19 protein-coding genes are annotated in these 20,796 nt (G+C 61.5%); 5 read left to right on the top strand and 14 right to left on the bottom strand.

Annotated features, from left to right (window positions below):
• Positions 1-265 precede the first annotated feature (265 nt).
• Entirely contained in the window at positions 266-871 is a 606-nt protein-coding gene (thrH, locus tag RDW26_RS06705; protein ID WP_281624902.1) for a bifunctional phosphoserine phosphatase/homoserine phosphotransferase ThrH, read from the bottom strand.
• Between the two features lie 246 nt (positions 872-1,117).
• Here thrH and RDW26_RS06700 point away from each other — a divergent pair, with 246 nt between their 5' ends.
• From RDW26_RS06700 to RDW26_RS06685, 4 genes are all read left to right on the top strand, one after another.
• A complete protein-coding gene (locus RDW26_RS06700; protein ID WP_307982994.1) occupies positions 1,118-1,792 on the top strand; it encodes a response regulator transcription factor in 675 nt (224 codons plus the stop codon).
• On the top strand, positions 1,789-2,958 hold the full coding sequence (locus tag RDW26_RS06695; protein ID WP_307982993.1) for a sensor histidine kinase: 1,170 nt from the start codon (positions 1,789-1,791) through the stop codon (positions 2,956-2,958). Before RDW26_RS06700 ends, RDW26_RS06695 begins: the two co-directional genes overlap by 4 nt.
• Before the next feature lie 85 nt (positions 2,959-3,043).
• Entirely contained in the window at positions 3,044-3,913 is an 870-nt protein-coding gene (locus tag RDW26_RS06690; protein ID WP_307982992.1) for an ABC transporter ATP-binding protein, read from the top strand.
• A 12-nt stretch (positions 3,914-3,925) separates the two neighbouring features.
• Positions 3,926-6,157, top strand: coding sequence for an ABC transporter permease (locus tag RDW26_RS06685; protein WP_307982991.1), 2,232 nt, complete (start codon positions 3,926-3,928; stop codon positions 6,155-6,157).
• 59 nt (positions 6,158-6,216) lie between these two features.
• Here RDW26_RS06685 and RDW26_RS06680 read toward each other — a convergent pair whose 3' ends face one another.
• Both RDW26_RS06680 and RDW26_RS06675 read right to left on the bottom strand, forming a co-directional pair.
• Positions 6,217-7,248 (bottom strand): class I SAM-dependent methyltransferase, encoded by a 1,032-nt coding sequence (locus RDW26_RS06680; RefSeq protein ID WP_307982990.1) that lies wholly within the window; start codon positions 7,246-7,248, stop codon positions 6,217-6,219.
• Positions 7,249-7,252: 4 nt separating this feature from the next.
• Positions 7,253-8,446 carry a cysteine desulfurase family protein gene (locus RDW26_RS06675; RefSeq protein ID WP_307982989.1) on the bottom strand — a complete coding sequence of 398 codons (1,194 nt, stop codon included), beginning with the start codon at positions 8,444-8,446 and terminating at the stop codon, positions 7,253-7,255.
• Between the two features lie 554 nt (positions 8,447-9,000).
• Here RDW26_RS06675 and RDW26_RS06670 point away from each other — a divergent pair.
• Positions 9,001-11,022, top strand: a complete 2,022-nt coding sequence (locus RDW26_RS06670; protein ID WP_307982988.1) for a GNAT family N-acetyltransferase — start codon at positions 9,001-9,003, stop codon at positions 11,020-11,022.
• Positions 11,023-11,194: 172 nt separating this feature from the next.
• On the opposite strand, the gene RDW26_RS06665 is transcribed toward RDW26_RS06670, so the two are convergent.
• From RDW26_RS06665 to RDW26_RS06615, 11 genes are all read right to left on the bottom strand, one after another.
• A complete protein-coding gene (locus RDW26_RS06665; protein ID WP_298628185.1) occupies positions 11,195-11,968 on the bottom strand; it encodes an ABC transporter ATP-binding protein in 774 nt (257 codons plus the stop codon).
• Entirely contained in the window at positions 11,955-12,920 is a 966-nt protein-coding gene (locus RDW26_RS06660; RefSeq protein WP_307982987.1) for an iron ABC transporter permease, read from the bottom strand. Before RDW26_RS06660 ends, RDW26_RS06665 begins: the two co-directional genes overlap by 14 nt.
• Before the next feature lie 83 nt (positions 12,921-13,003).
• Positions 13,004-13,996, bottom strand: a complete 993-nt coding sequence (locus RDW26_RS06655; protein WP_307982986.1) for an ABC transporter substrate-binding protein — start codon at positions 13,994-13,996, stop codon at positions 13,004-13,006.
• Between the two features lie 30 nt (positions 13,997-14,026).
• Entirely contained in the window at positions 14,027-15,049 is a 1,023-nt protein-coding gene (nirJ2, locus tag RDW26_RS06650) for a putative heme d1 biosynthesis radical SAM protein NirJ2 (RefSeq protein ID WP_307982985.1), read from the bottom strand.
• 93 nt (positions 15,050-15,142) lie between these two features.
• Entirely contained in the window at positions 15,143-15,898 is a 756-nt protein-coding gene (locus tag RDW26_RS06645) for a MerR family transcriptional regulator (protein WP_307982984.1), read from the bottom strand.
• An 82-nt stretch (positions 15,899-15,980) separates the two neighbouring features.
• Positions 15,981-16,967 (bottom strand): C-terminal binding protein, encoded by a 987-nt coding sequence (locus tag RDW26_RS06640; RefSeq protein WP_307982983.1) that lies wholly within the window; start codon positions 16,965-16,967, stop codon positions 15,981-15,983.
• Positions 16,968-16,991: 24 nt separating this feature from the next.
• The gene (locus RDW26_RS06635) at positions 16,992-17,402 is read right to left on the bottom strand and encodes a hypothetical protein (protein ID WP_281624086.1); all 411 of its coding nucleotides are present in this window, start codon (positions 17,400-17,402) and stop codon (positions 16,992-16,994) included.
• Between the two features lie 8 nt (positions 17,403-17,410).
• Positions 17,411-18,487: a Holliday junction branch migration DNA helicase RuvB gene (gene ruvB / locus RDW26_RS06630; RefSeq protein ID WP_374110313.1), complete on the bottom strand. Its 1,077-nt coding sequence runs from the start codon at positions 18,485-18,487 to the stop codon at positions 17,411-17,413.
• A gap of 56 nt (positions 18,488-18,543) precedes the next feature.
• A complete protein-coding gene (gene ruvA, locus RDW26_RS06625) occupies positions 18,544-19,146 on the bottom strand; it encodes a Holliday junction branch migration protein RuvA (RefSeq protein ID WP_307982982.1) in 603 nt (200 codons plus the stop codon).
• Positions 19,143-19,751 carry a crossover junction endodeoxyribonuclease RuvC gene (gene ruvC, locus RDW26_RS06620; RefSeq protein ID WP_307982981.1) on the bottom strand — a complete coding sequence of 203 codons (609 nt, stop codon included), beginning with the start codon at positions 19,749-19,751 and terminating at the stop codon, positions 19,143-19,145. Before ruvC ends, ruvA begins: the two co-directional genes overlap by 4 nt.
• A 182-nt stretch (positions 19,752-19,933) precedes the next feature.
• Positions 19,934-20,734 (bottom strand): YebC/PmpR family DNA-binding transcriptional regulator, encoded by an 801-nt coding sequence (locus RDW26_RS06615; protein ID WP_042436615.1) that lies wholly within the window; start codon positions 20,732-20,734, stop codon positions 19,934-19,936.
• Positions 20,735-20,796: the final 62 nt, after the last annotated feature.

Raw genomic sequence — 20,796 nt, 5'->3', positions numbered from 1 at the left:
CCCCATCGTACTCCTAGTGTTTTGATACTTGCGCAGTATCCTATGGCATAAGGCGAAGGTTCAGGTTTCGGTCTTGTTAACCCTCCGAACAAACACACGCCGTAAAGCGAAAAAAGGCCGCCGCCGAAACGCAAGCCACCAAGGCAAACGTTCCAAGCGACGGCCTTAAAAACCCCAAAATCCGTCAGCCGGACACTTCGGGGACGTAGCACTATCCGTCCGAAACCGCCCGAACGGCCCGCGCCTCTTCCGCGCAAAACCCGCCTTACAGCGCGGCCTTGATGGCGCGCGACAGGTCCTCGAAGGTCTCGTACGCGGGGATCTCCGGATGCTCGGCCTTGATGGTGACGGTGCTGCGGAACAGGAAACCGGCCTTCGACGCCTTGATCATGCCCAGGTCGTTGTAGCTGTCGCCCGAGGCGATGGTCTCGAAGCCGCAAGAATGCAGCGCGCGGACCGTGGTCAGCTTCGTCTGATCGCAGCGCATGCGATAGCCGGTGATGGTGCCGTCATCGGCAACCTCCAGCGTGTTGCAGAAGATGGTCGGCCAGCCGAGCTTCTCCATGATGGGCTGGGCGAACTGCTCGAACGTGTCGCTGATGATGATCACCTGGGTTTGCGCGCGCAGATCGTCCAGGAACTCCTTGGCGCCGGGCACGGGCTGGATGTCGGCGATGACTTCCTGAATCTGCGGCAGGCCCATGCCATGGCGGCGCAGCACGTCCAGGCGGAACTGCATGAGCTTGTCGTAGTCGGGCTCATCGCGCGTGGTGCGCATCAGGTCGGGGATACCGGCCTTCTCCGCGAACGCGACCCAGATCTCCGGTGCCAGCACGCCTTCCAGGTCCAGACATACGATATTCATTCCCATGAGGGTTCCTTTCACGCCGTCGTTGCTTTCGCAAGCCTCTTATGCGCATAAGCATAGGCTAACCCGCCGGCGCGGCCGACCACGTTCCGGCCAATGCCGCAAGCGGAAGGGGAAACGGCACCTGAGAGGCAACCGCACCCTGACCTATAATGCTACGTCCCCAAAGCGTCAGGCCTGTGACGAAACGCCGGCAAGCCGCGGCGTTGCGTTATCATCGGCTCATCCGTTTGATGTGGAAGGGGACCGATGGCGCGATTGTTCATTGTCGAGGACGATGCCTCCTTGCGGGAAAATCTTGTGCGCATGCTCAAACTTAAAGGGCACGAATGCCTTTGCTGCGAGTCGTTTGTGAACGCCGCGGTCGAAGCCCTGGCGGCTCGCCCCGATTGCATCCTGCTCGACCTTTCGCTCCCCGGCGCGTACGGCCACGAGATCTGCCGCTCCATCCGCCAGGAAAGCAACGTCCCCGTCATCGTGCTGACCTCCTCCGACAGCGAGTTCGACGAGGTCATGAGCATGAATGTCGGCGCGGACGACTACGTGGTCAAGCCCTATCGCCCCGCCGTGCTGCTCGCCCGCATCGATCGCGCGCTCGCGCGCAGCGGCTCCGCCGACCCGGCGCGCGGCAGGCTTGAGCACGCCGGCGTTTCGCTCGACCCCGTGCGGGCCGAGGTCTCATATCGCGGCAAAACCATCGAGCTCTCGCGCAACGAGCTTCTGATCTTGCGCATCCTCATGGAGAACGCCGGCTCCATCATCTCGCGCAGCGAGCTGATGGACGAGCTGTGGCAAACCGACGCGTTCGTCGACGACAACACGCTCACGGTGAACGTGAACCGCCTGCGCCGCAGCCTGCAATCCGCGGGCGTGCCCGACGGCTTCATCACCACCCGCCGCGGCCTGGGCTACGTGATCCGATGAGCGCCTCGATCTGGGAAAACCGCACGCCGGATGCAGCATCCAACCCGCCCGCCATCCCGCCGCGCACCCCCGCGCCCGCGCAACCCGCCGCCGACGGCCGCGCCGACCGCCCGGAGCGCGCCTACTCCTTCGGCGCGTACCTCCGCTCGCACGCCGGGTTCGCGTTCGGCGCGGTTTCCCTGATAGCCGTCGTTGCGGGCATCATGGCCGTCACCGGCTCGAACGCTTCGGCAATCGCGCTCGTTTCCTTCTGCGAAGCAGCATTCGCCTGCGCTGCGCTTGCAGCCGGTTTTTTGCGCGATCGAGAGTTCTACCAGCAGCTGAACCTGTTCTGCGACTCGCCCGAAAACGCGCGCTACCTCTCGTCGATCCTGGACGAGCCGCGCACGCTCGAAGGTTCCATCGCCTACCGCGCGCTCGCCGTGCAGGGCAAAGCCGCCTCCGACGAGCTTGCCGCCCGTTCCCGCGACATGAAGGAGTACCGCGACTACATCGAGCTGTGGGTCCACGAGACCAAAACGCCCATCGCGTCGGCGCAGCTTGCGCTGTCGAGCCTTCACGGGCCGGAAATCAACAAGGTGCGCGGCGACCTCGACCGCATCGAATCACGCGTTGAGCAGGCGCTTTACTACGCACGCTCGGCAACGCTGAGCGAGGACTTCTCCATCGAGGAGCTCAACCTCGCGGCCCTCGCGCGCAAGGCGTGCCGCCAACGGTCCCGCACGCTCATCGGCGCGCAGGTCTCTCTCGAGTTCGCCGTCGACGACGAACTCAAGGTGCTCGCCGACGCGAAATGGACCGACTTCATCATCGGCCAGGTTCTGGAGAACTCGGCGAAGTACGGCGCGAAGACCGTCCGGTTCGAGAGCACAGTGAAGGACGCGGGCACGAAAGACGGCTGCATCGAGCTGGCGATCGGCGACGACGGCGACGGCATCCCTGCCGCCGATGTGCCGCGCGTGTTCGACCGCGGCTTCACGGGAAGCAGGGGCCGCACGCATCACAAGGCCACGGGCATGGGGCTGCACCTGGCCGCCGTGGCCTGCGAAAGAATGGGCCTTGGCCTGCGCATTTCCTCAGAAGAGGGCACGGGTGCCACCGTCGCGCTGACCTTCCCCCTCGACCGCACGCGCATGGACTTGGCAGCTAACCTTACAAAACCGTAAGATTGCGGTAAGGCCCTTCGATGGCTCCGTTTTCGCAAGCGCCGCATCATGGGGATATGCCGAATCAAAGAGAAAGGAATCCCCCATGACCATAGTTACCGCAACCCCACCGGCAGGCATTGCGAACGCAGGCCGGCCCGACAGCCGCAACGTCCTGCTTTCCGTGCGCGATGTTCGGAAAGTCTACGGCTCGCGCGAGGCCATCACACGCGCGCTCGACGACGTGTCGTTCGATATCTGCAAGGGCGAGTTCGTCGGCGTGATGGGTCCATCGGGCTCGGGCAAGAGCACGCTTTTGAACTGCATCTCCACCATCGACACCGTGACCAGCGGGAACATCATCCTAAACGGGCTCGACATCACGCAGCTGCGCAGCCGTCAGCTCTCCAAGTTCCGCCGCGATGACCTGGGCTTCATCTTCCAGGACGCGAACCTGCTGGACACTCTGACCGGTTTCGAGAACATCGCCCTGGCCCTTACCATCAAGGGCGAGAAGGCCGATGCCGTCCGCACAAAGGTCGACAGCACCGCGAACATGCTGGGCGTAACGGACGTCCTGCAGAAATACCCGCGCCAGATGTCGGGCGGCCAGCGCCAGCGCGTCGCCGCGGCGCGTGCCATCGTCGCCGATCCGAAGCTGGTCCTTGCCGACGAGCCCACCGGCGCGCTCGATTCGCGCAACGCCGCCGTCCTCCTTGAAACCCTCGAAGTGCTGAACGCGAAGCTGCACGCCACCATCATGATGGTCACGCACGATGCAGTCGCCGCCTCCTACGCCGACCGCATCCTGTTCATCAAGGACGGCAAGCTGTTCAACGAGCTGCGCCGCGGCGATGACGCCCGAACCGATTTCTACCAGCGCATCCTTGAAGTCCAGGCGTTCCTTTCCGGCAAGCAAGGCGACTCCCCCGCGGTCGGCTTCGCGCCCTCGCACGCTGACGCGCCGCGCAACTAGGCGGTGGCCATCATGTTGATGAAACTTGCCTTGCGCAACGTGCGCCGCAGCATGCGCGACTACGCCGTGTATTTCGTAACCCTGACCTTGGGCGTGGCGGTGTTCTACGCCTTCAATGCCATCGAGGATTCCCGCGTGCTGTTCGAGGCGCAGGAAGGCGCCGCGAACGTGTTCCTGGCGTCGGGCGCAAGCATTTTCGACATCCTCGCGCAGGTCATGACCTATTTCAGCATCGTTGTCGCCGTGGTTTTGGGATTTCTGGTCCTGTACGCCAACCGGTTCGTAGTTCGCGCGCGGAAGAAGGAATTCGGCACGTACCTGCTACTGGGCATGAGCCCGCGCCAGGTTTCCTCGGTGGTCCTGACGGAAACGCTGATCGTCGGCGTTATCGCGCTAGTGGTCGGCCTTGGGCTCGGCTTCTTGATCTCGCAGGCGATCGCCTTCGCCACGGCGGGGCTCATCGGCGTGGCCATCAGCGACTACCATCTGCTGTTCAGCGTCCGCTCCGCACAGCTGACGCTGGGGTGCTTCGCGCTCATCTTCGCCGTGGTCGCCCTGTTCAACGCCGTGCAGATCTCGCGCTGCAAGCTTGTCACGCTGCTTTCGGCCGGCTCCCGCAACGAGCGCACGCCCATGCGCAACCCCATCGTCTGCCTCGTCGTGTTCGTGCTGTCGTGCCTGGTGTTGGCGAAGGCGTATGCCGAGCTCAACCTTGACGGCCTCGTGTACTTCGGCGAGCACTTCCGCATCGCAACCGCGCTGATGCTCGTTGGCACGCTGGGCCTGTTCTGGTCGGCCTCGGGGTTCTTCATCCTGCTGATTCAGCGCCTGCGCAGCGTCTACTTCAAGGGACTGGCCATGTTCACCATGCGCCAAATCGCCGCGAAGGTGAACACCGCGTTCGTATCGCTGTGGGTGGTGAGCGTCCTTCTGCTCTTCAGCATCGTCGTATTCTCCACGGGCTTCAGCCTGGCGTCGCTGTTCTCCGACCAGCTTGAGGAGAACACCCAGTTCGACGCATCCATCCGCGCGAGCCTGATGTCGCTCGACGTTTCCGAGATGGAAGCAGTGCCGGCCGAGCAGTACGGCGGGGAAGACGAGAAGGCAGCCGCGATTATGGAAGCCGAAGCCCAGCACGATGAGATCCACAGCCTATGGCAGGCGAACGGCGGCTCAACCGCTGCGTATTTCAAGTCGCTCATCCCTGATTGGGGCGAACGCGTGACGGGCTCGGCTCAGGTTGACACGTGGCTTGCGACCGATTTGACGAACAAGCAGCTTGTCGATGCGTGCGGCTTCACGCTTGCCCAAATCGGCTCCGACGAGAACTCCAGCATGGCCGACGAGGGTGTGCAGTATGTACCGTTGTCGCAGTTCAATGCCGCACGTCAGCTTGCAGGCGAAAAGCCCATCGAACTTGCTTCCAACGAGTACCTGGTCGACAACACGGTCGATAAATCCGCCGACTACGCGAAGGCCCTAGGCCAGAAAGGGCGCACCATCACCGTCGACGGCCATAAGCTGACCGCATCCGGACAGGTTGTTTCGCAATCGCTCCAGGTAAGCAACATGAGCTGCTTGATCGCCGTACTGGTTGTTCCCGACGAATTGGCGGCCGACAGGTTCGCCGCAGGCGATCTGCCGTATTTGAGCGAGCTGAACGTCAACCTTGCCAGTGACTCGAAAGAACAGGCCATGAAAGATCTGATGGCTGAATACGGCAAGGCCGTTCCCCCGAGCGAAGAGCTTGCCGAGGCTGGCTGGACGTACGACTCCCGCCCATGGCCGGTGTCCTATTACGACACGAGCGAGGGCATTATCGCCGATAGCATGGGGCTTAAACTTCTGTTGGTCTACCTGGCGCTTTACGTTGGATTCATCTTCCTCATGACCACCGCGGCGGTCCTTTCCGTCCAGCAGCTCTCCGAGGTGGCAGACGGCATCCCTCGCTATCGCCTGCTGGCTCAACTGGGATGCGACAGGAGCATGGTGCTGCGAAGCCTGCGCACGCAGATCGGCATCTATTTCGTGGCTCCGCTCCTGGTTGCAGGCTGTCATTCCGCATGCGCGATCAGCCTTCTGTACAAGAACCTGCTGTCGTTTTGGGGCACGGGGGCGGTTTCCGGCACGCTTGCCGTCGGTATCGCGCTAGTAGTCGCGGTGTACGCAATCTACTTGGCGTCCACGTACCTGGTCGCGCGATCAGCGGTGATCTCCGGCGCAGGCAAGAAGCTGCTTGCATAGCCGAATATAGATACGAAAAAGGGCGATTGCCTGCGAACGGTTCGCATGGCAGCCGCCCCTTACTTTACGCGCATAACCACGTATTCGTTCAAGTTGCCCGTCTTGCCATCTGCCTCGAAGCGGCTAACAAGCTCCGCCGAATCCGCCACCGCCACCAGCAGCCGCTCGATTTCCTGCTCGTCGAAATGATGGCAATAGCGGTACAACCCCTGCGTGTCCTGCCAACCCAACAGATAATCGTTCGGTGGCAGCTCGGGAAGCCCCAGCTCATCGAGCGCACGGCTCGTAGTCTCCTGCGCCTTGCGCGCCAGCTTGTCGCTATTGAGGAATCTCCAGAAGCTCACGGCCACGAACCCGCCCGGGCGCACCTTCGCGATAAGCGCGCGCAACAGCTCCACACGCCAGCGCTCCAACGGCACATGATGCATGAACCCGAACGACACCGCCAAATCGCACGACGCATCCGGCGCCTCAAGCGCCTCCCGAAGGCAACCGGCGGAAAGCCGCTCGATCGCGTCAAGATTCTGGAAGCTCATTCGAGACAAGGGCCCAAACCCGTCCCGCTCCCCCGCCTCCACCAGAGGATCGCAATTGTCCACCGCCCAACCCGACAGCATCCTGCCAGGCAAGGCGTCCGCCAAATATCGCTCGAAACGCAGATTGCCGCAAGCCAGGTCGAGCACACGCAGCGGTTCCTGCCCGCTTGCGCCAACATCGGCAACAGCACATGACTTCCCGCAACCCTCGTCGTCTGCAGCACGCGTATCGCGACGGACAGAGCCTTCAACCGCCCCATCCGCAGCATGCAAAGCCCCAGGTTCGCAACCCGTTCGCCCGCCTGCCGCGTCCATAACCTCGAGCAAACGCACCCAGCCCTGCCATGGCGACTGCCGCGTTTGCGAGAACGATTCCGCGTTCGCTCGATAAAACTCGCTGGTCAGCGCGCACAGCCGCAACGTCAGCGCCTCTTCGGCGCCTCTTGCCGCATCACCGTCCGCCGCAAGGTCTTCAGTTGTACCAACCGCGCAAGCTGCGCCACCGCCTACAGCTGCACGCACTTGTCCGCCGTTAGGGTCCCCACGTAGTTCCATGTCCTTACGACTCGCGCATCTCTCGCGCGCATTGCGCCAGCACGGCAACGAAGCGGTCGACGTCTTCCGGCGTGTTGCGATGGAAGAAGCTCACGCGCAGCGTTTCCTTGCCCTCGCGAAGCGGGATGCCCGCCGCCTGCAGCGACAACGGATGCTTCGGACGCCACGTGCCCGGCGCGACGGTGGTGTGGTTCTCCTCGCACGCCGAGGCGCGCGACACGCACACGCGGCGACCGGACAGATACTTCACCGACACGGCGTTGGGCAAACCAGGCACGCTGATGCTCAGAATGTAGGGGCTTCCGCCTTCCGGTGCATGCACCACCACGTCGGGAATCTCGCGTTTCAAGCCCTCGATGGCGCGCTCGCGAAGGCTTGCTGCGTATTCCATGTCCGTTTCCATATGCGCCGCCGTGATGCGCACGGCTTCCGCCATGCCCACGGCAAGGAACACCGGCTCGGTGCCGGAACGCAAACCACGCTCCTGGTTGCCGCCGAACGCGGTAGTATGCATGGGAAGCCCACGCTGCACGTACAGGATGCCGATGCCGCGCGGCCCGCCGATCTTGTGCGCACCCGCCGTGAGCAGTTGCACGCCCCATTCGCGCGGGTTGACCGGCATCTTGCAAAACGCCTGCGTGGCATCGCAGTGTAGCGGCACGCCCGGAGCAAGCTCGTCACGCAACTGTGCGATTTCAGGAACAGGGAAGATCCAACCCGTCTCGTTTTGCACGCGCATTACCGAGACGAGCGACGTAGGACCGTCCTGCAGATGCTCCGCCAGCTGCTCCATGTCGAAGCCTCCGTCGGGCGCATCGACGTAACGGCAATCCCAATCATGGTCACGGCGCATGCCGCGAACGGCTCGGGTCACCGAAGAATGCTCGAGCGTGGAGGTGATGATCTTGCCTGGGTTCTCGCGCTGAGCCAAGCACGCCCCGCGTATGGCCAGGTTGTTCGATTCCGTCGAGCCGGACGTGAAGTAGATTTCGTCGGCATCCACGCCAAGCACATCGGCGATGATCGCGCGGCTATCCTCGAGCATTTCCTTGGCGCGTCGCCCCACCACATGCGGCGACGAAGGATTGCCCCAGCCGTCCATCATGACCTCATGCATACGCGCAAGCACTTCCGGATAAGGAGGCGTCGTTGCGGCGTTGTCCAGATATGTAAGCGGCTTGTCCACGGGCGTTCCCATCGTTGCTTCGTTTCGTCCTTTCCTTTAATTCTAACGTGGCCGTTTAAATGGCACTAAACCAACATCACTTGGGAACTGATTTCTCGATAAGCGGATAACGCCTGGTCATTGCCCATTTTAGGCATACTTTCGATAAGCGTTCTGCATCATCCAAGCCCCAATCCGTCGACCATTTGCATGGAACCGCCGCGCACGTTCCGCAAAGCCTTCACGAGTATGCCGGCATTGCGCAGAAAGAACCGATGTCGAGCGCTCCCCAAAGCCCGAAACGCTTCTTGCCGCTTCCATGTCTGCCGCACGATCAGGCCCCGCGATCGACCCCGTTACCAACCATAGCCGTCGCACATCTGGTCCCTAGCTTCGCGCACGCCCAAGCATAATGAGGCAAAGCCGGGGCGGTTTGCTCGTCGGCCGACCCGCCCTGCCCCTGGCATCCATGCTGTGGCGCTCGTGATGGGGGTCTCACGCGACCCGATATGCAGAGTTCCACGGCTTTTCTCGACACGGGCGCACCGCCCCTTCGCCCTTTTGCGCGATGCCGTACAATACTGCCTATGGAAAAGACACTGCAGAACATCCTCGGCGAGATCCGCCGCGCCAACGCCCCGCTTGCCCCCGATGCGCTCGACCGCATCATCCGCGCCCGGAACCGCGAGGTCGCCGGCCCCGTTCGCTATGTGGCGAAAAAGAAGCTGCTGCCGTTTTATCAGGAAGCGAAGGAGCACAACCCGGAGCAATGGCGCAGCTGGGGCATTTCGCCCGCCGAAGAGGCCCTGCTGGTTCGGACGCTGCAGGTCAAACCGCGCCGCACCGCATCCGGCGTGGCCACCGTCACCGTGCTCACGAAGCCTTGGCCGTGCTCAAGCGCATGCCTGTACTGCCCCAACGATGTGCGCATGCCGAAAAGCTACCTGCACGACGAGCCGGCCTGCCAACGCGCCGAGCGCAACTGGTTCGACCCGTATCTGCAGGTCACCGCCCGTTTGCGCACGCTGCATCAAATGGGGCACGTCACCGACAAGGTGGAGCTGATCGTGCTGGGCGGCACCTGGAGCGACTACCCCGAAGCGTACCAGATCTGGTACATGCACGAGCTGTTCCGCGCCCTGAACGACATGAGCTGTGAAGCCACGGTGGAGCGCGAATCCGAGACGCGCCGCGAGCAATACCAAAGCGCCGCCATAGCCTGCGAACGAGACGACCTTGCCAGCTGGGCCGCCGAAGCCCAGGCTCGCATCACCGCCGGCAACGCCTCCTACAACGAAACGGTTCGAACCCTATACGCCTGCGGAGCCCGTGCGGACGATGCCCGCTTGCGCGCTCGAACGAATAACAGCAACACTGAGATCGACAATGCTCTTTTGCAGCGTCGATCAATCGAGCGCAATGCCGCAGCCATCGATGCTCCCCCTTGCTCTGCCGCAGCCGACGATGCACAGGTCGCCGCCTTTGAGTCTTTCGCACTCGACAACTTGCAGGACGGCACCTCCAATAACGGCTGGGCCGCTGCCGCACAATGGCAAACCGCAACGTTTTCCCAGCTGGAAACCTTGCAACGCGAAAACGAAGCCGCAGAGCACCGTTGCGTGGGGCTGGTCGTGGAAACCCGCCCCGATGCCGTCACGCCAAAACGGCTTGCCATGCTGCGCCGCTTGGGCTGCACGAAGCTGCAAATGGGCATCCAAAGCCTTGACGAGCACATTCTTGCCGCGAACCATCGCGGCATCGGCGTCGATCGCATGCAGCAGGCCTTCGAGCTTGCCCGCATCTTCGGCTTCAAAACGCACGCGCACTTCATGACGAACCTGCTCGGCGCAACGCCCGAAAGCGACGCCGCGGATTATCGGCGCATGGTCGAACATCCCGCCTTCAAGCCCGATGAAATCAAGCTGTATCCTTGCGCGCTTGTGGACGGCACAGGGCTGGTCGCACATTGGCGCGATGGCAGCTGGCGGCCCTATACCGAGCGGGAACTGGTCAACCTGCTAGCCGATGACGTGCTGGTCACGCCGCCGTTCACGCGCATCTCGCGCATGATCCGCGACATCTCGGCACACGATATCATGACCGGCAACAAGAAGGTGAACCTGCGCCAGCTGGTGGACCTGGAACTTGCGAAACGAGCCCGGCCGGTGCAGGAGATCCGCTCCCGCGAGATCGCTTTCGGGGCCGCCGCAAACGACGAGCTTTCGCTGTCGGAAATCGCCTACGAAACGACGAACACCCGCGAGGTGTTCCTGCAATGGATCACGCCCGACAACCGCATCGCGGGCTTTTTGCGCTTGTCCATGCCGAATGCCGACTACGTCAACGCGCACGGCTCCGACCTGCCCATCCATTCAGGCGAGGCCATGATCCGCGAGGTGCACGTATACGGACGCGTGGCGGGCCTGCATCAAGGCGGCGAGAACGCCCAGCACCGAGGCCTCGGCCGCATGCTCATCGAGCGAGCCTGCGATATAGCCCGCGAAAACGGCTACACCGCCATAAACGTGATCAGCGCCATCGGCACACGCGGCTATTACCGCAAGCAAGGCTTCGCCGACAACGGGCTGTACCAGCAACGCAGCCTATAAGACGCAAGGCGGGCATCGACGCTTTCGTCCCGCAAGACCGCTGTCTTTGATCGCATGCGGACGCCCGCTAACTTCCGCGTGTCGCGGCTCACATCTCGCGAACGCCCACTTCTCGCAGGTACAGCTCGCCACCTGTTAAAAGATGGCGAGCTAGAACGCCACGGAGGCAGATTCATTCACGCAACTCGAAAGGAACCCAGGCTGTGCCGTAACTTGTCTGCACGTGCTCCAAGCGTACGCCGAAGGACTGCTCGATAGCACCACGAACGCAGCCATCCGTCGGCTCTCCCTGCGCAGCCAAGCGCCCTCGCTCCATCACAAAGACCTGGTCGGCAACCGAAAGAGCCAGGTTCAAATCGTGAATCACCGCGATAACCGTCTTGCCACGCTGCCGAACCTGGCGGATCAGCCGCACCATATCGAAACACGCCGCCACGTCCATGAACGACGTTGGCTCGTCAAGCAGCACGATCGGCGTGCCTTGCGCTAACACCATGGCCATGCGCACGCGCTGCCGCTGCCCGCCCGACAAGCTCTGCAGCGAACGATCGCGTAACTTGGACACGCCGGCGAGCAAAAGCGCCTCGTCGATGCGTTCCTCATCTGCCCTGCTCAAGCGCGAAAACGACCCGCAGCATGGAAACCTTCCGCACGCCACTAGCTCGCGTACCGTCATCATGGGCACCTCTTGCTGCTGCACCAACACGCCCAAAAGACGCGCTCGCTCGCGAGCAGCCAACGACGACACGTCGCGCCCGGCGACGCACACGCGCCCCGACGTCGGCTTCACCAGCCCCATGGCAAGTTTCGCAAGCGTTGATTTCCCGCAGCCGTTCGGCCCGACAATGCAGCTGATACTCCCTTTCGGAAACGACGCGGAAAAGCCGTCGAACAAAAGGCCGCTGCCGTATCCGAAAACGACGTCGTCAAACTCAAGAGCGCCCATCGACTTCTCCTTTCCGCGAACGAAGAATCAGATAAATGAAGAATGGGCCGCCTATCAGCGCCATGCAAATTCCCACAGGGATTTCGAACGGCGCGAACAGCGTGCGCGCAACGGTGTCGCACGCGCACACCACGATGGCCCCGACAACAGGCGAAAGCAGCAATACGCGACGGTTGTCGTGGCCGACAAAGAAGCGAACGATATGGGGGACGACTAGCCCGACGAATCCGATAAGGCCGGCAAAGCAAACCGCGGCACCCGCTAACAAGGCCGCAAGCAAAAGCAACGTCAGCCGGGTTCGCCGCACGTTCAGCCCCAGCGCGTGCGCACCCTCATCCCCCAACGACAAGACGTTAAGACGCGTTCCCTGGCCTGCCGCAACAAGCAGCCCGACACAGATCGCGCACCCGGGAATCACCAGCTCAGACGCCATCACGCCCGAAAGGCTTCCGACCAAAAACCCAGATGAGTTCACGTAGGCGTCCGGATTGAAAATGAGAATCGCATTCATTCCCGCCGTGAATATGGACGTGAGCGCCATGCCGGCAAGCACGATGGTCAGGCGCGAGGCCCCCGCGTACAACGACACGAAGAACACCAGCAACGCCGAAGCGAGCGCGCCCGCAAACGCACCAGCTGCCGACACGCCCAGCGCATGCGGAGCCACGCATGCGAACAGCAAAACGAACAGGCCGGATCCAGCGTTGACGCCGATAATGTTTGAGCTGGCCAGCGGATTATTCAGCGTTGCCTGGATAAGCGCGCCCGCCTCGGCAAGCGCAGCACCGGCAAGCACGCCCCCAAGGACACGCGGCACGCGCACGTTCGCCAGCACGTTCACTGCCATGTCGGACGCGTTGCCCGTAGCGTACGCCACCACGTCGTTCGCGCCAATAGATGACGACCCCAGCGCCAGACCAGCGAACACCACGCCGGCAAGAGCCAAAAGCAAGACAAGCAGCATCACGCGAAAGCGGCGCTGCGCACAATCCGTCGCCCCGACCGTTTTGAGTCGATTCCTACGCACGAATCAACCTATTCGCCGTACAGCGCGTCGAACAGGACTTGATACGCTTGATCCCACTCAGCATTTGGCTTGAACTGGAACAACTGCGGATCAAGCGTCACCACACGATTGTTCTTCACCGCATCAAGCTGCGCCCATGCCGGGTTCTGCGTCGTCTGCTCGGCCAGCGCTTGCTGCGCCGCCTCGTCCGAATTTCCCATAGGCAGAAGGAAGATGGTTTGCGGGTTATCCTGAATCAGCGCCTCTATGCTGTAATCGGACAACAGGCCCTTATCGGAATCGGCGATGTTCTGCGCGCCCAAATCGGCAAGCATGGTTCCCGTCTGCGTCGAGGACGACTGCACGCGCGTGCCACCCGAATACGTGGTCAGCACCACGGCACTGCCAGCTTGCTTTCCTTCTGCCTTGGCGCAAATCTCGGCGATCCTATCTGCCGGACCCTGGCCGTTTTCCGCATACGCCCGCTCGTCGCCTGTGATATCGCAGCACGTGCGCAGCATGCGCAGATAGTCGTCGAACGTGGTTACCTTGAAATACGCCACGGGAATGTTCGCCGCCGTAAGCGTATCAGCCAGCTCGGTTTGCGCAACGCCGCCACCGCGGCCGCTGCTCGACCCTGTCAAAATCACGAAATCGGGGTTGAGCGCGATAATCGATTCGGCGTTGAGCGACGAAAAATCGCCGATCTTCTGCGCATCCGACGCAATGTGGTAATCGGAGAAAGCGTCATCGGACGCTCCAACCAGCGTGCCGCCGGCCAGCTCCCACACGTTTGCGAAGCTGCCCATGCCGGCAACCACGCGATTATGCGACGCGACCGTCACTTCGCGGCCCAAATCATCGGTAAAGGTATACGCGCCTTGCGTGGCCGACGTCTCCGTTTCGCCCGCATCAGACGCAACGGGGTTTCCTTGCGACGCACACCCCGCTAAAGAAAGCGATCCTGCGCCCATAGCCAACACGCACGAAAGCGCAACGGCGCCTTTTGCAACTTTGTTCATTGCTTGCTCCTTTTGGATTGATACGTGCCGCTAAGCAACCGATACGCCGGACGCATCCCGTGCTGCGCTCTTCATGCCCCATGCGCAATAATCGTCCTGCGCCAAAATGTCCCCGTCGTGGTAATACGCAGCGCGAGCGCGGCATCCGCCGCAAACGCCCTTATAATCGCACGATCCACACGCGCCCTTATATGCCTGCGTGCGCAGCTCTTGAAACACCGGACTGGTGCGCCAAATCTCATCAAACGGCTGTTTGCGCACGTCACCGGCATCTTCAGTCATATATGCACACGCGCGCACAATGCCTTCGCTTCCGACCACACAGTACGTCAGCCCCGCCAAGCAACCTCGCGTATAGCGCGTTTCAACACCGATCTGCTCGGCAATACGCATAAACTGCGGCGCGCACGTAGGCTTGACCTCGATGCCGGCATCACGACCGGCGCGCAAAATATCAGCGAGCAACTGCTCGTTTTGCTCAACGTCGATGCTCTCGTCTGAAATGTCCTTACCACGCCCGACCGGCACCAAGAAGAACACCGAATGGTTCATCGCGCCCAATTCTTTGGCAAACCGAGTGATGTCGCACACCTCGTCACGGTTCCAATCAACCACGGTGGTGTGAATCTGAAATGGCAGGCCAACGCTTTTACAGGCTTCGATTCCTGCCAGCGTTGCTGCATGCGCACCGTTGATTCCTCGAAACTTGTCATGCTTTTCCGCGTCAAGGCTGTCAATGCTGATGCCCATAGCGCACGCACCCGCCGCTTTCAGCTTTCGCGCAACGTCTTGCGTGATCAAGGTTCCGTTGCTGCCGAATACCGGGCGGAGTCCGCATGATGCCGCATGAGCCACTAAGTCGAAAATGTCATCACGCATAAGCGGCTCACCACCGCTGAAAATCATGATCTTGAAACCTGCACGTGCAATGTCGGAAATCATCGCACGCGCTTCTTCGGTCGACAGCTCTCGGTTATCGCACTCATCTGCGTCTTGATAGCAATGAGCGCACTTCAGGTTGCATCGATTCGTGGTCATCCACGATACGATCATCGTCTCCCCCTCTGATCAAGTTATCACTACAGGGTAAACGGTACCGAGCGACGTTACGTCGCCGTCAATACAACGATAAGCGTACCTGTGCAGCTATTCCCGCATATCAGAGCGAGAACAATCAAGCGCATCTTGCAAAAAACTCAGTGTGCGCCGTTGAATACCAGCATAAAAGTCACGACCGTATTGCTTCGGCCCCGAGCTGCGTTGGTTCGCCAAGCGCTTCAAACCAGCAAGGGCATGGGGCATACCCCCTAAGCTGGAAAAACGAATTGCAAGCGCTCGCGCGCGCTCATCGGTTGCCAAAACACCGTCATGCATTGCCTCGATCGTGTCGCCCATCAGCTGATGCCAGCAGATAACCTCTTCACGAGTCAACTCGGGAATCGGGCAACCCTCAAGCGATTCGCCGGTGATGGCAGACCACAGCATGTCCTCACGATCCCGCACGCTCCCAACGGCGGATGCAGATTCGCTCCAATCCACATGATCGGCCACAGCAAGATGCGCGCGCAAACTCTGCAACGCATTCATATCCCGAAGAATCCTCGCGCTTTCACGCTCAAGCTCCGCTTCACGTTCCGCCAAAGCGCCAGTCAGCTCATCGTCGGGGTCGCTCCCTTCGCCCTCCTGAATCTGGGAAAGCGAAAGCCCCAGGTATTTCAGCGTGATTATGCGATTGAGACGGTCGACGTCAGCCGAGGAATACAAGCGAAGATTTTGCTCTCCTTTGCATGTGGGATGCAGCAGCCCGCGTTGATCGTAGTACTGGATGGTTCGAACCGTCACGCCGACGCGCGAAGCCAATTCTCCAACCGTCATCAAGTCTTGGCTACTTTGTTCTCCCATGTCCTGCTTCACCCCACGAACCGACATCTACCCTGCCGAAAAATCACTACTGTAACGGATGACGCTACGTCATCGTCAAGCACTACCTCGCAGATAAATCGAACACGCAAGGGTTCAAGCAATCAACCGGAACCCGGCCCTGCACAGCGTCGATAGCCGCTTGCATCGCGCGCTCGCGCAGTTCGCGGCCGGATTCCTCCGACCAATACGCCGCGTGCGCCGAAAGCACGGTGTGCGGCGCCTTCATGATGGGATGGTCGAAGTCGAAGGGCTGCTCCTGTTCGAACACGTCCAAGCCCACGCCCCACAGCTTATCCTCGCAAAGCGCCTGGGCCAACGCCACGGTATCCACCACAGCGCCGCGAGCGGTGTTCACCAGCACAGCATCCGGCTTCATGATGGCAAGGCGTTCGGCGTTGATCAGATGATGCGTCTCGGGGGTAAGCGCCGTATGCAAGCTAACCACATCGGCCCGCTGCAACAAATCATCCAAACGCAACACCGGATATCCTTCGGGGGTGCGTCGTCCAGGCTTCAAGCTACGCGACCAGCACACCACCTCAAAACCCAGACCGGCAGCCTTCTTGGCCGTCGCTCTGCCGATTTCCCCCATGCCGACGACGCCGAACACGCGACCGCGGCACTGCCCGAGCGGACGCGTGCGCGCATAATCCCACACACCGCGACGCATATCGGCATCAAGCTCGTTAATCCGGCGCAAAACCGAAAGCGCCAGCGTAATAGCGTGATCGGACACCACTTCCGTACCGTAGCCTGGCACGTTGCAAACGGCAACGCCATGCTCGGTTGCGGCCTCCACATCGATCTCGTCGTACCCGACACCTGTGCGGCTGACCGCCTTCAGGTTCGGACAAGCTTCGAACACCTCGCGCGGGAACATCGCATACGACGTCACTGCTGCATCTGCACTGGTCTTCAACAACCCATCGATAACCGCCTGGGCGGTGCGGCCACGGGTGACCTCGAACTCGATGCCCGCTTCCCGAGCCATAGTCTCTTCCAGGTAGTTATCCTCGAAGTCGGTATCAACCGCTACGATCTTCGCCATATTCGCTCCCGTCATCTCCCTTTGCTAGGCGTTAGCTTGCTCGGCCATTTCCTTCAAGTCCGACAGGTCGGTGGGGTCGTCAGGCAAATCGATCCCATACGCATCAGCGATTGCACGCGCTTGCTCCACGCGCAATGACGCCAGCGCACCTTGTTTCGCCTGCGTCAGGTACTCGGACGATAGCAACAAGCTACGCGCGATGAACTCCGTCACACGCGGATCAGTGCCGGAGACCTGCAGCACGCCGACGACGGATTCCGGGGTCAATGACAGCAAACTGGCGCCGTCCATCCCAACGGCGTTCCCGACAACCTCGTCCAGCGTATCGGCCGCTTCCTTCGGATCTTCATCCTCGTCAGTGACGCGACGCAGGCTTTTGAACATCGCCTGGTAAAAGGCCAACAGCAGCTTCATCAGATAGTCTTGCTCGAACATCGGCGCTCCTAGCTATTCGTCGGTTCGTGGAAAATGCCCAAATGCTCGTACGCTCGCTCTGTTGCCTGGCGGCCCTTCGGCGTGCGGATGAGCAGGCCCTGCTGCATCAGGTACGGCTCGTACACGTCCTCAAGCGTATCCGGGTCCTCGGCTAACGCCGACGCCAGCGTGGTCAACCCCACCGGACGTCCGCCGAACTGCACACACAGCAGCTCCAAGATGCGATTGTCCACCGCATCCAACCCCAGCGGGTCCACTTCGAAAAAGCTCAGCGCCTGCGCGGACACGTCCTCGTCGATGACGCCGTTACCGCGCACCTGTGCCCAATCGCGCACGCGTTTGAGCATACGGTTTGCCAAACGAGGCGTGCCACGGCTGCGACGCGCAATTTCCAACGCGCCGTCGTACGAGATAGGCACATCCAAAATGGAAGCAGAGCGCTGCACAATGGAAGCCAGCTCCTCGGGCGTGTAGTACTGCAGGCGGAACGCGATGCCGAAACGATCGCGCAAAGGCCCGGTAAGCAGACCCGTGCGCGTGGTAGCGCCGATAAGCGTGAACCGCGGCAGGTCCAAGCGAATGGAACGAGCCGCCGGTCCCTTGCCTACCACGATGTCCAACGCGAAATCCTCAAGCGCGGGATACAAAACCTCTTCCACCATGCGGTTCAGACGATGGATCTCATCGATGAACAGCACGTCGCCCTCTTCGAGGTTCGTCAGGATAGCCGCAAGGTCTCCGGTACGCTCGATGGCGGGACCGCTGGTGGTTTTGATGTTCGCGCCCAGCTCGTTGGCCACTACGGTAGCAAGGGTGGTCTTGCCCAGGCCCGGAGGTCCCGAGAACAGGATATGATCCGCAACGTCGCCGCGCTCCTGCGCAGCTTGGATCAAGATGGCAAGCGACTCCTTGATCTTCGTTTGGCCGAGATAATCGCCCAGACGCTTCGGCCGCAAGCTGCGATCGAGCGCAAGGTCATCCTCGGTCAAATCCGGCGTGACCGCACGCTGCGAGGGGTCGGTCGCACCGACAGGAGCCGCCGACGCAGACCCGCCATCGAAACCGGAACCCGCTTCGAACACCATTCCCTCTATTTTCACTCCATCAGCCAAAGCTCAAGCTCCGTCATCCATTTGCCCCGTTATTTACCCAAACGTTTCAAGGCATATTTTATCAGCGCGTTCTCATCCGCGCCTTCGGGCGCGCCCTTTAACGCAACATCTGCCTCTGCTGAGGCGAACCCCAGCGCCAGCAACGCCTCGCGTGCGCCCTTCAGGCGTTCGGCCGCAGCCGCAGTCGCCGAAGCGGGCGCACCCGAAGCATCGAACAAGCTTGCCAGCCCCTGATCGAACGAACCCTTCAACTCCAGGATGATGCGCGATGCCGTTTTCTTGCCCACGCCCGGGATCTTCTGCACCGCAGCCACATCCTGCGCCTGCACCGCCGCCACCAAAGCCTCGGGCGTGAACGAGGACAGCGCCGCCAGCGCAACCTTCGGACCTACGCCGCTGACCCCGATCAAGCGCTCGAACAGCGCCTTCTCCTCAAGCGTCAAGAACCCGTATAGAGCGATGCCGTTATCGGACATCTGCAGATAGGTATGCACCTGCACAGGTTCGCCCACCGCCGGCAGCTTCGAAAGCGCGCCTTGCGACATGCCGACGGCATATCCGACGCCCTGCACATCGATATACGCGCACGCGGCGGTTTTCCCCGCCAGCGCGCCTTTCAGAAATGCGATCATCGCGCACCTTCCTCCAGAATCTTACGCGCCGCCGCGCCGGCGGCGCCGCCCGTTCCCGCGCCGGCCATCACGCGGCCGCGCGCTTCCAGCTTCGCCAACGCATTAGCGCCGCCGACTCCTCCGAACCCCTCGTGGGTGGTATAGCAGATGGCGGCCGCAAGCGCATCCGAGGCGTGATCGGGCTTCGGCTCCACCTGCAGGTTCAGCAGCTTCTTCACCATATACTGCACCTGCGCCTTATCGGCCGAGCCGGTGCCCACCACGGCCATCTTGATCTGCCGCGGCGTGAACTCGCCGACCGAAAGCCCATGCTGGGCGCACGCCACCAACGCCGCTCCTCGCGCCTGGCCCGTAGCGAAAGCGGCGGTGATGTTCTGCCCGAACCACACGGTCTCGATTCCCAGGCACACGGGCTCGAATCGGCTGATCACGGCCGAGATCTGCTCGTGGATCTTCGCCAAGCGCTGCGACAGCTCCGCACCCGCAGGAGTGGACACGCACCCGTACGCCACGCATTCCATACGCGGGCCGTCTTGCCGCACCACGCCCCAGCCCGTGTTCGCCAAACCCGGGTCTATGCCCAAAATCGTTCGAGGTTCCGTCATCCGCCCGCCTTATCCGTTCAAACATTTGTTCGTGGACATACTACCACACAGATGTTCGCATTCCCTCAACGATTTTCCCGCCCCTGCTTCTTTCCAAAACCATCCGCCCGACGCAAGGCCCCAGCGCGCAAAAAGGCCTCCCGCCAGGGAGGCCTTTCGTTCGCGAAGGATGTTCCGCGCGCTTACTCGTCCAGAGCAGCCGCGATCTCCTCGGTGATATCCATGGTGTGGTACACGTTCTGCAGGTCCTCAAGCTCTTCCAGCTTGTCAACCAGGCGCATGACCTTCTTAGCGTCGTTGGCGGTGACGGTTGCGGGCGTGGTGGCCTCCATGGTCATCTCGGCGCCCTTGACCTGCACGCCCTGCTCTTCCAGGGCCTTCTTCACGGCCATAAGGTCGGACGGCTGGGTGTAGACGATCCACTCCTCATCGGCGTCCTCGTAGTCGTCGCCGCCGGCCTCGATGACGGCCATCTCGAACTCTTCCTCATCGGCAGCGGCGCCGTTCGGGCCCATGGGATGCTTCTTGTCGCCCGTCTCGATCTCCTTGGGGACCATGATCTGGCCCTTGCGCTCGAACATGTAGGAAACGGAACCGGAGGTGCCCAGGTTGCCGCCCGCATGGGTGAATGCGGCGCGCACGTCGGCAGCGGTGCGGTTGCGGTTGTCGGTCAGCGCCTCGCAGAGGATGGCCACGCCGCAGGGGCCGTAGCCCTCGTACACGACAGTCTCGTAGTTCGCGGCGTCCTTACCGGAACCGAAGGCCTTGTCGATGGCGGTCTTGATCTTGTCCTTGGGCAGGGAATAGCCCTTTGCCTTCTCGATTGCGGCGGCCAGCGACGCGTTGTTGTCGGGGTTCGGGTCGCCACCCTCCTTGGCAGCAACGGTGATGTTGCGCGACAGCTTGGAGAACAACGCAGAGCGCTTAGCGTCCTGCGCAGCCTTGCGATGTTTCGTGGTTGCCCACTTAGAATGCCCTGACATAGCACGTCCCTTCGAATTACAGCAAATACCAGCTGATAATTCTAGCACCCTTGTCAACTATC

The sequence above is a fragment of the uncultured Senegalimassilia sp. genome, from assembly GCF_902464545.1.
GTDB lineage: Bacteria > Actinomycetota > Coriobacteriia > Coriobacteriales > Eggerthellaceae > Senegalimassilia.
This window is presented reverse-complemented; position numbering and strand designations above follow the sequence as displayed.